15 protein-coding genes are annotated in these 12,378 nt (G+C 29.4%); 2 read left to right on the top strand and 13 right to left on the bottom strand.

Annotation, left to right across the window (positions count from 1 at the left end; genetic code table 11):
• Window positions 1-18: 18 nt before the first annotated feature.
• The 10 genes from VN21_RS06860 to VN21_RS06805 all read right to left on the bottom strand — a co-directional run bounded on the left by VN21_RS06860 (window position 19) and on the right by VN21_RS06805 (window position 7,748).
• Window positions 19-546, bottom strand: a complete 528-nt coding sequence (locus tag VN21_RS06860) for a VanZ family protein (protein WP_046822601.1) — start codon at window positions 544-546, stop codon at window positions 19-21.
• A 172-nt stretch (window positions 547-718) separates the two neighbouring features.
• The gene (gene saoL / locus VN21_RS06855) at window positions 719-1,345 is read right to left on the bottom strand and encodes a MerB-like organometallic lyase SaoL (RefSeq protein WP_264303193.1); all 627 of its coding nucleotides are present in this window, start codon (window positions 1,343-1,345) and stop codon (window positions 719-721) included.
• 7 nt (window positions 1,346-1,352) lie between these two features.
• Window positions 1,353-2,105 (bottom strand): ABC transporter ATP-binding protein SaoA, encoded by a 753-nt coding sequence (saoA, locus tag VN21_RS06850; RefSeq protein WP_046822599.1) that lies wholly within the window; start codon window positions 2,103-2,105, stop codon window positions 1,353-1,355.
• Window positions 2,105-2,911, bottom strand: a complete 807-nt coding sequence (saoP, locus tag VN21_RS06840; protein ID WP_239591060.1) for an ABC transporter permease subunit SaoP — start codon at window positions 2,909-2,911, stop codon at window positions 2,105-2,107. Before saoP ends, saoA begins: the two co-directional genes overlap by 1 nt.
• On the bottom strand, window positions 2,878-3,672 hold the full coding sequence (gene saoB, locus VN21_RS06835) for an ABC transporter substrate-binding (seleno)protein SaoB (protein WP_239591063.1): 795 nt from the start codon (window positions 3,670-3,672) through the stop codon (window positions 2,878-2,880). Before saoB ends, saoP begins: the two co-directional genes overlap by 34 nt.
• Window positions 3,659-4,771, bottom strand: a complete 1,113-nt coding sequence (saoX, locus tag VN21_RS06825; RefSeq protein ID WP_046822597.1) for an ABC transporter substrate-binding subunit SaoX — start codon at window positions 4,769-4,771, stop codon at window positions 3,659-3,661. Before saoX ends, saoB begins: the two co-directional genes overlap by 14 nt.
• 29 nt (window positions 4,772-4,800) lie before the next feature.
• Window positions 4,801-5,265: a Cys-Cys-COOH (seleno)protein SaoC gene (saoC, locus tag VN21_RS06820; protein WP_046822596.1), complete on the bottom strand. Its 465-nt coding sequence runs from the start codon at window positions 5,263-5,265 to the stop codon at window positions 4,801-4,803.
• Entirely contained in the window at window positions 5,255-6,334 is a 1,080-nt protein-coding gene (saoE, locus tag VN21_RS06815) for an efflux transporter SaoE (protein WP_046822595.1), read from the bottom strand. The genes saoC and saoE overlap by 11 nt, the downstream gene beginning before the upstream one ends.
• Window positions 6,335-6,345: 11 nt before the next feature.
• The gene (saoT, locus tag VN21_RS06810; RefSeq protein WP_240067708.1) at window positions 6,346-6,600 is read right to left on the bottom strand and encodes a thioredoxin-like (seleno)protein SaoT; all 255 of its coding nucleotides are present in this window, start codon (window positions 6,598-6,600) and stop codon (window positions 6,346-6,348) included.
• A gap of 149 nt (window positions 6,601-6,749) precedes the next feature.
• Complete coding sequence (locus VN21_RS06805; protein ID WP_046822593.1) at window positions 6,750-7,748, bottom strand: ion channel; 999 nt, start codon at window positions 7,746-7,748, stop codon at window positions 6,750-6,752.
• A 155-nt stretch (window positions 7,749-7,903) separates the two neighbouring features.
• Between VN21_RS06805 and VN21_RS06800 the strand changes: the two genes are divergently transcribed.
• Window positions 7,904-8,332, top strand: coding sequence for a hypothetical protein (locus VN21_RS06800; RefSeq protein WP_046822592.1), 429 nt, complete (start codon window positions 7,904-7,906; stop codon window positions 8,330-8,332).
• A 91-nt stretch (window positions 8,333-8,423) separates the two neighbouring features.
• Window positions 8,424-8,729 carry a DUF1540 domain-containing protein gene (locus tag VN21_RS06795; protein ID WP_046822591.1) on the top strand — a complete coding sequence of 102 codons (306 nt, stop codon included), beginning with the start codon at window positions 8,424-8,426 and terminating at the stop codon, window positions 8,727-8,729.
• 165 nt (window positions 8,730-8,894) lie between these two features.
• On the opposite strand, the gene buk is transcribed toward VN21_RS06795, so the two are convergent.
• The 3 genes from buk to iorA are packed head-to-tail and all read right to left on the bottom strand — an operon-like array spanning window position 8,895 to window position 12,353.
• Window positions 8,895-9,986 (bottom strand): butyrate kinase, encoded by a 1,092-nt coding sequence (buk, locus tag VN21_RS06790; RefSeq protein ID WP_046822590.1) that lies wholly within the window; start codon window positions 9,984-9,986, stop codon window positions 8,895-8,897.
• A gap of 3 nt (window positions 9,987-9,989) precedes the next feature.
• Window positions 9,990-10,568, bottom strand: a complete 579-nt coding sequence (locus VN21_RS06785) for an indolepyruvate oxidoreductase subunit beta (RefSeq protein ID WP_046822589.1) — start codon at window positions 10,566-10,568, stop codon at window positions 9,990-9,992.
• Window positions 10,569-12,353 carry an indolepyruvate ferredoxin oxidoreductase subunit alpha gene (gene iorA / locus VN21_RS06780; RefSeq protein ID WP_046822588.1) on the bottom strand — a complete coding sequence of 595 codons (1,785 nt, stop codon included), beginning with the start codon at window positions 12,351-12,353 and terminating at the stop codon, window positions 10,569-10,571.
• Window positions 12,354-12,378 lie beyond the last annotated feature (25 nt).

The following is a 12,378-nucleotide window of genomic DNA, read 5'->3' as shown; positions in this document are numbered from 1 at the left end:
ATAATCCCACGAAGTAACCTATACAGCTTTACTATGTCTTTTAAATATAAAATTAAAAAAAACTCTAATACCTTTAAACACTATCACTATTACAAATAGTATTAATATGCCCGTAAGAGCCCCTGACGAGTCTATAAGAACATCTTTCATGCTACCTACTCTTCCAGCTACCGCTAACTGTCTCATCTCATCATAATAAGCATATGATATACTTGCTATCAGGGCTACAATACTAGCTATGTATATTCTTCTACTAAGAGCATATATAAGTAGACTTATAGAAAATCCTATACCTGCATATATACTAAAATGAGCCATTTTTCTAACTATATACCCCTTATCTCCATACTGCTTAAGTTTGTCAAAAACTTTTTCTTTTACGCTTATTATATTATGATCTTTTAAATTTACTTCTGATCTAATTTTATCAATTACATTAACAGCTGTATCAGATTGTTGTTTTGATACATCTCCTTCTTGACTAGAAAAATAATACATACCTCCCATAGTCATTACTACTAGTAGTAAGCATACTATTTTTTTCATACCGCCATCACCTGTCTTTCACAATATAGGCACAAGTTTAATATATACCTAAAAGTTTAATTTCGTGATAAATCACTTTTATATAAGTAATTATTATACTACAAATCTAAAAATAGTAAATGAATTTTATTTGAAAAATCAAAGAAGCTACCTGTTTAAGGTAGCTTCTTTTTTAGCCTACATAAAATATGTCATATGAAGCATCCATAGCTTCATTTATATCTAAGCAGTATATATCTTCATCATTTTCAAATCCATTTTCTTTTACCCATTCATCAAATTCATTCTTCGTCCAGAAGAAATTCATAATGTTTCAACAACTAGATGCCCAATTTTCATGCTTATCCAAATTTAAATGAAGCACTCTTAAATCAGGATTGTTTGAACTTGTTACTTTTCCATCTCTTATAGATATATTTATTTCATTTCCAGTTACATAACATTTAGAATTTATATCTATATCTTGATTAAAAGTACACCTCCATCCCATTGCATCAATTGCACACATTGCATTAAACTCTCTATTATCTGCAAGTTTAACTCTATGCATAGTTGGATGAGCTGATACTGGATATATAAAATTTATGTATCCATCATCATCTACAACCATTATGTTTTTATCTATAAACAATTCTAGAGTTTCTTTTATATATTCTTTTTTTAAGTTTAGTTTATCTTCTAAAAAAACTACACTTTCCTCTAAGCTTACAGGTCTTTCTTTTTCTATTATCATATCCATAATCGATACTCTAATATTTTTTTGTATTTGGTTTAAATCCCTATATTTATTGTTTTCCATTTTAATTTTATACTCCATAACATGCTGATAATTTTTTTGTTAATCTATTTTTATATTCTAGATATTCTTCACTCTCTCGCTCTCTTGGTCTATCTAGATCTATTTTTAAATCTTCTAATATACACCCTTTATCTCTAGACATAACTACAACTCTGTCACTCATATATACCGCCTCATCTACATCATGAGTAACCATTATTGCAGTTATCTTTTTTTTCATCCAAATATTTTCTAGTTCTTCTTGAAGATTTTGTCTCATTTGAAAATCAACCGCTCCTAAAGGCTCATCCATTAAAAGAACTTCTGGGTTACATGCCAGTGCTCTTATAACAGCGACCCTTTGCTTCATTCCCCCTGATAGCTGATGTGGATACATCTTTTCTTTTCCCTTTAAATCTGATATTGATAATAGTTCTTCTAATCTCTGTTCTCTTTCTTTTTTAGACATTTTTTGTTGCTTCATTGGAAATTCAACATTTCCTTTTACTGTTTTCCACGGAAATAATGCATAATTTTGAAATACAAATGCTCTATCTATACCTGGTTTATCTACTACTCTATTATCTAGTAAAACTTGACCGTTTTCACACGTTTGAAAACCTCCTATTATAGTTAATAATGTAGTTTTACCACAACCAGATGGACCTAGTAATGATACAAATTCCCCTTCTTTTATGTCTAGGTTTATATCCTCTAATACTTTATGTTCTACTTTATTATTTATAAAGGTTTTACTTATATTGTCTATTTTTAGTTTCATTAATTATCAAACCTCCATTTGCAAAGGCTCTTGTTTATAAATTTTAATATTCTATCTATTATAAATCCTATTAATGCTGCAAATATCATAAGTCCAATTAAAAGCTCAGTATTCATCATTGTTTGAGCTTGTACCATAGAGTAACCGAGACCGGCACTCGTTGCTATAAACTCGGCTCAGATTACAGACATCCAACCAGTACTTATTGCAAGTCTTGCTCCAGTTAAAATATCCGGAAGAGCTGCTGGTAGCATTACATTAGTAAATATTACAAATGGAGATGCCCCCATGCTTTTTGCTGCATTGTAATAATCTTTTGATATAGATCTAACTCCTTGAATTGTATTAAGGATTATAGGGAATACTCCTGCAAAAGCTATTAAGAATATCGTTGGCCCATCTCCTATACCAAACCATACTATAGTTAATGGAACCCAAGCCATTATAGGTACTTGTCTTGCTGAATCTACGACTGGAGAAAATACCTTCTCAAATGTTGATGAGAACCCCATAATAAGTCCTAGAGGAAGTCCAAATCCCATAGCATACATAAATCCCTTTAATACTCTTTGCATAGTAATTAATACGTTTTTTACAATTTCAGGGTCTGTTATACATGTTATAAATCCATGAAACACATCCATTGGCATAGGAAGTAAAAGTGAGCTCCCTATCCTTTGCGCACTTATTTGCCATATTCCTATTATCACTATAAATAATAATATTTTATAAAATGCATCTAAAAACTTTTTATTTAATCCTCTTTTTTTATTTATTTCTGTATTTGCAGAAACTTTAACTTCCACTTTTTAAACTCACCCCAAACTTCTTTTGATATCTCTGTATCTGTATATTTTTCTAGTTCTTTTTTAAACAAGTTTTCATCATTTAATTCTTTTACACTTTGATTGTATAGTTTTATAAATTGATCATATAATTTATTTTGTTTAAATGATTTATTTACAACCATTACATATGTATCATAATCCTTATTTATTGCTGTAGAAAATTTTTTCCCGTTTAAACTAAGTGCTTTTATACTATCAATTACTATAGCATCTACTTTGTCGCTTTCTAATGCATAAGCTAGCCCCCCACTTATAAAAGGTACTTCCTTTGCACTTTCATAATACTCTTTTACTAAATCAATTTGATAATTCCTATTTTGTGTGACTCCTACTTTTTTTATATTTTCATTTTTAACTAAAAATATATCAGAGTTTTGAACTACAGTATCTACAATTTCAAAATTTTCATCATACTCTACAAATTTTTTCGCTGCTTCTTTGCAAATTATAGCCATATCTATTTGCTCTGAACTCAGAGCCCACTGCATGGTACTTGCTCAACAATCATTTATAGAATATGTCTCTATTAAATTTTCAATTTCAATATCTGTAAAATAATCTTTGTTTATCATATAATCAATGATAAAACCAGAGGTATCATCTGATACCCCTATTCTTATATTTCCATCTATTTTTTCAGTCTTAGGATTAAAAAATAATATTCCTAAGCTTCCTATTATAATAATTAAACCTAAAATTATATTTTTAGTTTTGTCCATCTATCTCCATTGCCTTTGCTTTCCAATCTTCATAGCTCATACCTTTAGGGAATACTGGATCTACTTTTTCTTTTATAAATTTATCAAAATCATCTGCTCCACAAGATTTTAAAAGCTTATCATTTACAACTTTATCATAATCAGGTATTTCATCTAATGCCTTATTATCTTTATACATATCTAAATTATTTTTATATTCATCTCCAGTTATTTTCCATGTAAGAGTTCTTCCTTCTCCTACAGTCTTTTTATATATAGTCATTAATGCTACTTCTTCATCTACACTATAGTTTTTAGCAAATATTTTTGCTGCTTTAACTGGGTTTGTATATATATACTCTATAGCTTTTGTATGTGCTAAAACCATTTTTTCAGCTAAGTCTGGATGTTCTTTTATAAAGTTTGTATTTAATGAGAATGAACAACAGTTATATTCTTTTCCTGTATTTTTCTCCTTATATTGAGTTGATGAAATTATCTTTCCAACACCTTCTTTTTCCGCTACAGATCCCCATGGATCACATGTACTGAATGCTTTTATTTGACCTGTTTTTAATGCTAAGTATGCATCTTTACTAGAGTCTATATTTACAACTTGATATTTAGATGAGTCTACTGGAAGACCTGTTTCTGGCCCATAATCTGTAGTCCATAGTAAATCACCATCTGGATCTGACGCTATTTTTTGTCCTATTAGTTCTTTAGGGTCCTTTATATCATTTGCAACTACTAAGTATTCAGATCCACCTCTATGGTTATTTGCAGCTACAACTATTGGTGATCCTTTTGGTATAGCTCCAACTAATCCTTTAGTACCAATATACCCTGCATCCATTTGTCCAGCTGCCATAGCTTCTGGTACTTTTCCGTTACCTACAGCTTGAACGTTAAGACCTAAATCCTTATAAATCCCAGCATCCACAGCAACTGGAGCAGCCGTCATGTGGTCACAATTATAATAACCTAATTTAATTGCATAATCTGAACTACCTTTTGTTGAAGTTTCTTGTTTACTTTCCTTACTACTACATCCTGTTAAAACAGTAGTACTTATTGCACCTATTAGTACTAATGACTTTACCTTGTTTGAAATTTTCATTTTTAATTCTCCCCTTTGTTGAATTTATATTAGCAACATGCATTCATGCCTTCACCGAATAAATCTATTAATTTTTTATTTTCTAACCTATATATTGCATATCCTACATTCCCATTTTTAGATCCAGATAATATAAGTTCCATTTCATCTTTATCATCTATATTTTTAAATTCTATTAAAATATCATCTATAGGTGCTCTTATAGGTTCTGTTATATAAACGTTTTCATCGCCACTTATAATTCCAACCATTTCATTGTGATTATTGCCTTTTTTGTAAACCACTAATAAATCATCTACTTTATCGTTATTTATATCGTGTTGTGCGTACGTAAGTATTTTTTCATATTTTACATTTTCTTTAAAATAACTTAAATACTCTTCATTTACATCTGGTAGGTTACTTTCTTGCTTATTTTTTTCTTTGCTGTATACTGAAATTCCAATTAAAACTACTATTATAGAAAGTATTATTAAAAGTTTTTTACGCTTCATTTTTTGCAACCTTTCTTAAGCTAGGCATTATAGCTTTTATGAAAAATATAAATATTATAAATGAGCATATATATTTTGCCGAATCAGGTATATTTAACATTATAGTATTAGCTATACTTATAGATTCCTTAGTGTAACTCATATTTATATTTGTAGCCTTTCCAATTAAAAGCAAGTTTGTTATATACCCAATAACTAATGAGCACGTTGTGAGTGTTATAGAATATATAGCTACAGTTCTCTTTCCTATTACTTTATACATACTTATAAGTTCTGGTAAATTAGTAGCAGCTCCAGCTATTAAAAATGTTATAGCGATTCCTGGTGATGCACCACTTGCTACTAGTGCCGCAATAAATGGTATATGTCCAACTGCACAAACATACATAATACATGCAAGTACTGCTATACTACCCAAAGACAGTACACCTGGATTTCCTAAGTATTTTTGAATTATGCTACTTGGAAACACCGTTGTTATAAAACCTGCAACAAACATACCTATTACAACATATTTGCTAATTGTAAGTGCTAATTCAGAAAATGACCATTTTAATCCTTCTATCACTTTTTCTTTAAAGCTTAACTCTTCTTCTTCTAGCTCAATAGCTATTTCTTCATCCTCTTGTTGGTTTATACATAGTTCATTTTTACCTAAGTAGTTTCCTAAAAGTCCTACTATTATTGGCACGACAAATCCCGATATAACATAAATAATAGTTATATCTGGCCCTAATAATCCTAAACTTAATACTACTGCTATTGGATTGATAATTGGAGTTGATGTCATAAAAGCTAAAACTGGACCTAGGTAAGCGCCAGAGTAATACATGCTTATACCTATAGGTATAACCCCACAACTACATATAGGAAGTAACATTCCTGAAACTGTACTTTTGAATAGTGATGATATTTTTTTATTTCCAAGAGATTTTTGAAATTTTTCTGGACTTATTAGATTGTGTAGTAGACCTGCTATTATAAAGCTTATTATTAGCCATCCTGAGGCTCCATTTAATATACTTATAGACGCTAGTACTACATCTTTAAAAAAATCTAAAATATACATTTAATTCTCCTCTAATTGTTTATGGCTTCTATTATTGCTTTTTCTATTACATCCTTTGAAAGTCTATCATATTTTTTTCTTTGATTTATAATCATAGTTCCTTTTGTTATAATTCCGTATTTTTTTAAATAAGTAAAATCTTTTCCTGCTTGATATAATTTTATATCTAGCTTTTCTTTGTAAACTTCTCCTAACCTTTTTATTAGCATTCCATGCTCATCGCATGTAGGTCATGTATTTATAAACTCTACTAAAACTTTTGCCATTTCTCCTCCTTTATTTTTTCCTTTTTCCCCTTTAATTTACATTTTTTTACACTCAAGCTCTTTTTATTATACATAGAATTTTCAGACATTGTAAAATAGAATATATCTATATAACAACGTTATAGTATAGATATATCCTATTTGAATTTTTATCTATTTATTTTTCTTGCAAGCGTTGCTGTCCAAATACCAACCATTGTTACCCCTAAAAACATTTCTATTCCTGATAAAAATATGCTATATCCAAATGGAGTTATATCTCCATAACCAACCGTTGTAAATGTAACTATGCTAAAATGAAATGCTCTCACAAAATCATCTACCATAACATTTGCTGATTTCTCTGTAAAAAAAAGTTCTTTATAAGATATAATTTCACTTCCTATTTTAAGCCCAAAGATTAGATATAGTATAGTAAATAAAAATATAAGTTCTAAAGACGTTATAAGTGCATAAGTTGGCCTTTCTCCATATCCACAAATTAACCAAAGTGCATCTGATTTAAACCTTTTTATTCCCTTTAAAGTTTTTCGTTCTGTAGTTTTATAAATATATAAGTATTCACCATATTTAGCTAACAAATTATTTTCTTGAAATTTATAAGCTATAGTTCTATAAAATTTATAGCAACTTTCATAACTTTCATTATTTAATTCGTCAAAGAATGTATCTTCATTAAACTTAGTCACTAAACTATCATCAAATTCTAAGTTATATATATAAGACTCAGTTAATTTAAATGATTTTAAATCACAATCCTTGATTGTCATAAAATCCATATGACAGTTAATAAAAATACTTTTTTTAAAGTTACTATGTTCAGCTATAAGATTATTTAATTGATTATATCTTAATATTGAATTTTTAAAGCTACAATTTATAAACTTAACTTTATTAAATTTGCAATTTATGAATATACTATTTTCAAAGCTACAATCTATAAATTCTATATTTTCAAATTGAATATCCTTTATCTTTCTACTTTCAAATTGTGTTTTTTTAACAATTTTCAAATCTAAAATCTCATCTATTTTTATATATTTATTGAATTCATAAGAGCTTATATCTTTTATATTTTTGTCATTAAGCCTATTATTAACTTCGTTGTTAGTAATTTTTCTTAATTTATTAAACTCAATAGTTTTCATATTTATTCTCCAAAAAATAATTTTTTAATATTAACTATTTCGGTTTAATATTTAAGAATCCTTTGAAATAAAGTTTTTGTCATATTATTTTTATCATAATGGCTTACTTTTTTTAATATACTTGTACAAATAACCATTTGGGGGAGGATTAATTTATGAATACAAAGATAAAAGTTTTAGAGGAAAAACTACCGAAAAAATGTTGTTCCTATTGTAATCATCTTTCTTTAGAGGGTCCTAATGATGATTTTACTTATGATATAAAATGTGTGCTTTCAAATAGTACTCCTTTAAATGGAGATTCATGCAATGATTTTAGCCCAGAATATACTAATTTAAATCATGTTGATTTAGATACTTTATATTTAAAATTTTTAGAGTCAGCTATCCAAGTTGATTATGCATCTTACTTAAACTCGCTACATTGGAAGTTATTTAAAGAAAAAGCTTTAGATTATTATGACTATGAATGTTCTAAGTGTGGATGTAGCGACAATTTAAATGTTTACCATATAAATGACAACTTCGGGCGTGAAACTTTTGATGATGTAAATGTACTTTGTGAAAACTGTTTAAGAAATTAAATTTATATACTACTAATATTTTTTTAAAATAAACAAATAATAAATTCATAGTCAAATGACTATGAATTTATTTTATTTTGGAGGTATTTATATGTCAAATCCTATAAACTGTTCAGCTACAAGTTGTGCATATAACAACAGTGGAGGCTGTTATGCATCTGGAATTCAAGTAAAAGGTTCGAGAGCAAAAACAACATCTCAAACAAACTGTGCAACTTACCAAGATAAAGCATCAAGCTCATTTACCAACTGTTCTGGAGAATGTACTTGTGCTAAAACTCATTCTATCTCTTGTGCTGCAGATCACTGTAAGCACAATGATAGCGGATGCTGTAAGGCCGAGTCTGTTCAAATAAACATGCAAGATGCATCTTGCGAAACTTTTGTAACTAAATAGTCCCCCCACTATATTATTTACAAAATAAAAAAGAGCTAACTATAATATATAGCTGATGATAACTTTGTATGATTTAGCGACATTTTGAAAGCGAATTTTGCTTTCATGGAGCAAATCATACAAAGTTATCTTAAGCGTTCTATATATTAGTCAGCTCTTTTTATTTTAATTGAAACTTAAATCTTCGATTAGTTCTTCATATTCTCTATAATTCTCTTCGCCTTTTAAAATTCTTAACGCTCCATAAGAAAGAGCTTCTAACTCATTTTCTCCTGCTAGTACAGTTACTGGTGCAATAAATCTTACTTTATCACTTAGTTTTTTAGTTAAATTTTTAGAGTATGCAATTCCTCCAGTTAAAATAATTGCATCCACATCTCCATCTAAAACTGTAGATAACTCCCCAATTCCCTTTGCAACTTGGTAAATTAAAGCTTCATATATTAATTTAGCTTTTTCATCACCGTTTTCAATCATTTGTTCAACTTCTCTAATGTCTACAGTATTTAAATGCCCTACTATTCCACCTTTTCCTCTAATTTTTTTCATCATTTCTTTTTGAGTATATTTACCACTAAAGCACATATCTACAACCTTTTTAACAGGTATTCTTCCACTTCTTTCTGGAGAAAATGGACCCTCGTCATCAGAAACTACATCTACCATGTGCCCATTTTTATGTGCAGCTATAGTTATTCCTCCTCCAAGATGTGCTACTATTAAATTCATATCTTTATAATCTCTATTTTTTTCCTTTGAAAATTTAATAGCCATAGCTCTTGAATTTAATGCATGACTCAAACAATTTCTCTTTATTTCTGGAAACCCTAATACTCTAGCTACATCATCTAATTCATCAACTGCTACACTATCGTATATATATGCATTTACTCCTATTTCTTTAGCTATTTCATAAGAAATAAGCGCTCCTAAGTTTGATGCATGTTCTATTATAGGTTTATTCTTCAACCTATCTACCATAGCATCATTTACTAAATAAGCTCCTGATTTTACAGGCGGAAGTATCCCACCTCTTCCAACTATAGAATCTAATCCTTCTTTTTTAAAATCGTTTTCCTCGAGGATATTTAAAATTTTTTCTTTTCTCATTTCAAACTGATCAGTTATACTATTATACTTTTCTAATTCACTTGCACTATGATTTATACTTTTTGAAAAAAGCATATTTTCATCTTCATATACTGCAATTTTAGTAGATGTTGAACCTGGATTAATCGCTAATATTTTGTATCCCATAAACTACTCCCCTTTGACTAAATTCATTCCTACTTTAAATGCTTCTATATTTATGTCAACAAACTCCTTTTTTACATTATCACTTATAATTTGATTCCAGTCAATATGTTCAAGGTTCATAGATTTCACTAAGCTTCCAAGTAAAATTATATTCATCGTTTTTGGATTTCCAAGTTCAATAGCACTCTTTGATGCATTTATTAATTTGGCTCCAACTCTTAATAATTCTTCACTTATTTCATTTCCTTTGTATTCAGCTTTTCCATTTAATATTGGCATTGAATTTATTTGATAGTCATTGACTATTATTTTCCCATTATCTTTTAAGTACTCTAACCATCTTAATGCTTCCATTTTTTCAAATGATACTAAAATATCAGCTCCGCCTTTTTCTATAACTGGAGAATAAACTTTATCACCATATCTAACTTGAGAAGATACAGATCCACCACGCTGACTCATCCCATGTATTTCACTCATCCTTACATCATATCCTGATTCCATAAGACCAATTGTTAGAAGCTTGCTCGCAAGTATAGTACCTTGACCCCCAACTCCAACTAAAAGTACGCTCTTTGTCATTTATTTATCCCCCTTATATATAGCTTGTTTTGGACATATTTGTGAACATACTTCACATCCTACACAGCTAGTTTTTTCAATACATGCTTTTTTAGTTTCTTTATCAAATGATATAGATGGACAGCCAGATTTTATACATAGCTTACAGCCTATACATAAATCTTTATCTACATTACATTTTTGCTTGAATGCGCCTTTAAACTCTTCTTTATCTTCTTTAGAAAACTTTTTAAGTACACATGGCCATCTTGTTATTATAACGCTAGGCTCATCTAGTTTAAGTGCCCAATCTAGTGCATCATTTACTTCTTTTAAGTTATTTGGATCTATTGTTCTTATATGATTTATACCGCAAGCTAAAACTAATTTTTCAATATCTAATTCTTTTACTTCTTTTCCTTGTAATGTATATCCTGTTCCAGGATTTTGTTGATGACCTGTCATACCTGTTATTCTGTTATCTAAAATTACAGATATTGCATTACTTTGGTTGTATGCTATATCTATAAGTGAGTTTATTCCAGTATGGAAGAATGTAGAGTCTCCTAAAACTCCAACTACTCTCATGTTATTATTTTCTTTCATATTAAACACTTGTTGTGCTCCATGGCCTACACTTAAACTTGCTCCCATACATACTATTGAATCTAATGCATTGTATGGACTTGCAAAACCTAGTGAATAACAGCCTATATCTCCTGAAACCATAACATTTTTTCTCTTTCCTATTTCATAGAAAAATCCTCTATGTGGACATCCTGAACATAATGTTGGAGGTCTTCCAACTACTAAATCTTCATTATATTCTATAGTTTTTTTCTCTTCACCTAACATAACCTTTCTTATTACATCTGGAGTCATTTCTCCTGTGTATGGGAATATATCTTTTCCTATTACATCGATTCCCATAGCTTTTACTTGATCTTCTATAAATCTATCATTTTCTTCTATTACATATATCTTCTTAACTTTGCTAGCAAATTTTTTTATTTTTACATCTGGCAATGGATTTGTAAACCCTAATTTTAAATATGATACATTATCTTTAAATACTTCTTTTGCATAGTTATAGCAAACACCACTAGCTATTATTCCTATATCTTCGCTATTTAGTTCTATGTAGTTTAAATCAGTTTTATTTGAGTATATTTTTAACTTATTTAATCTCTCTTCAACTTTAATTCTAAGACCTTTAGAGTACGCTGGAACAGTAACTCGTTTTTGTACATCTTTTACATAATTTTTTACTTCTACTTCTTCTCTTTCTGAACAATTTACTATACCTTTTGAGTGACATAATCTAGTTGTCACTCTATATAAAACCGGAGTATCAAATTCTTCACTTACACTATAAGCTTCTTTTAACATATCTTTAGCTTCTTGACTAGTTGATGGTTCAAACAAAGCTATTTTTGCAAACTTAGCATAATTTCTATTATCTTGTTCATTTTGAGACGAATGCATTCCTGGCTCGTCAGCTGAAACTAATACTAATCCTCCATTTACGCCGGTATATGCAAAAGTAAATAGTGGGTCTGCTGCTACATTAACCCCTACATGTTTCATACACGCTAGAGTCCTAGCTCCAGCTATAGAACCTCCTATACTTGCTTCAAGTGCTACTTTTTCATTTGGTGCCCATTCTGCTAATATGCTATCTTTGTATGTAGCTACATTTTCTAAAATCTCAGTACTTGGAGTTCCTGGGTACGCAGATGCATACTTAACTCCTGCTTCATAAACTCCACGAGCTATTGCTTCATTTCCAGTCATTAATAGTTTCATTTTTATCCCCCTATTTTTATAATCC

The sequence above is a fragment of the Paraclostridium benzoelyticum genome, from assembly GCF_001006285.1.
Lineage (GTDB): Bacteria > Bacillota > Clostridia > Peptostreptococcales > Peptostreptococcaceae > Paraclostridium > Paraclostridium benzoelyticum.
The sequence above is the reverse complement of the archived record's forward strand: the minus strand, read 5'-3'. Positions and strand labels throughout refer to the sequence as shown.

What these genes read in the sequence shown, in the direction of transcription:
- VN21_RS06860 (WP_046822601.1), bottom strand. Translation starts at nt 546, where the DNA reads ATGAAAAAAATAGTATGCTTACTACTAGTAGTAATGACTATGGGAGGT.
- saoA (WP_046822599.1), bottom strand. Translation starts at nt 2,105, where the DNA reads ATGAAACTAAAAATAGACAATATAAGTAAAACCTTTATAAATAATAAA.
- saoX (WP_046822597.1), bottom strand. Translation starts at nt 4,771, where the DNA reads ATGAAAATTTCAAACAAGGTAAAGTCATTAGTACTAATAGGTGCAATA.
- saoC (WP_046822596.1), bottom strand. Translation starts at nt 5,265, where the DNA reads ATGAAGCGTAAAAAACTTTTAATAATACTTTCTATAATAGTAGTTTTA.
- saoE (WP_046822595.1), bottom strand. Translation starts at nt 6,334, where the DNA reads ATGTATATTTTAGATTTTTTTAAAGATGTAGTACTAGCGTCTATAAGT.
- VN21_RS06805 (WP_046822593.1), bottom strand. Translation starts at nt 7,748, where the DNA reads ATGAAAACTATTGAGTTTAATAAATTAAGAAAAATTACTAACAACGAA.
- VN21_RS06800 (WP_046822592.1), top strand. Translation starts at nt 7,904, where the DNA reads ATGAATACAAAGATAAAAGTTTTAGAGGAAAAACTACCGAAAAAATGT.
- VN21_RS06795 (WP_046822591.1), top strand. Translation starts at nt 8,424, where the DNA reads ATGTCAAATCCTATAAACTGTTCAGCTACAAGTTGTGCATATAACAAC.
- buk (WP_046822590.1), bottom strand. Translation starts at nt 9,986, where the DNA reads ATGGGATACAAAATATTAGCGATTAATCCAGGTTCAACATCTACTAAA.
- VN21_RS06785 (WP_046822589.1), bottom strand. Translation starts at nt 10,568, where the DNA reads ATGACAAAGAGCGTACTTTTAGTTGGAGTTGGGGGTCAAGGTACTATA.
- iorA (WP_046822588.1), bottom strand. Translation starts at nt 12,353, where the DNA reads ATGAAACTATTAATGACTGGAAATGAAGCAATAGCTCGTGGAGTTTAT.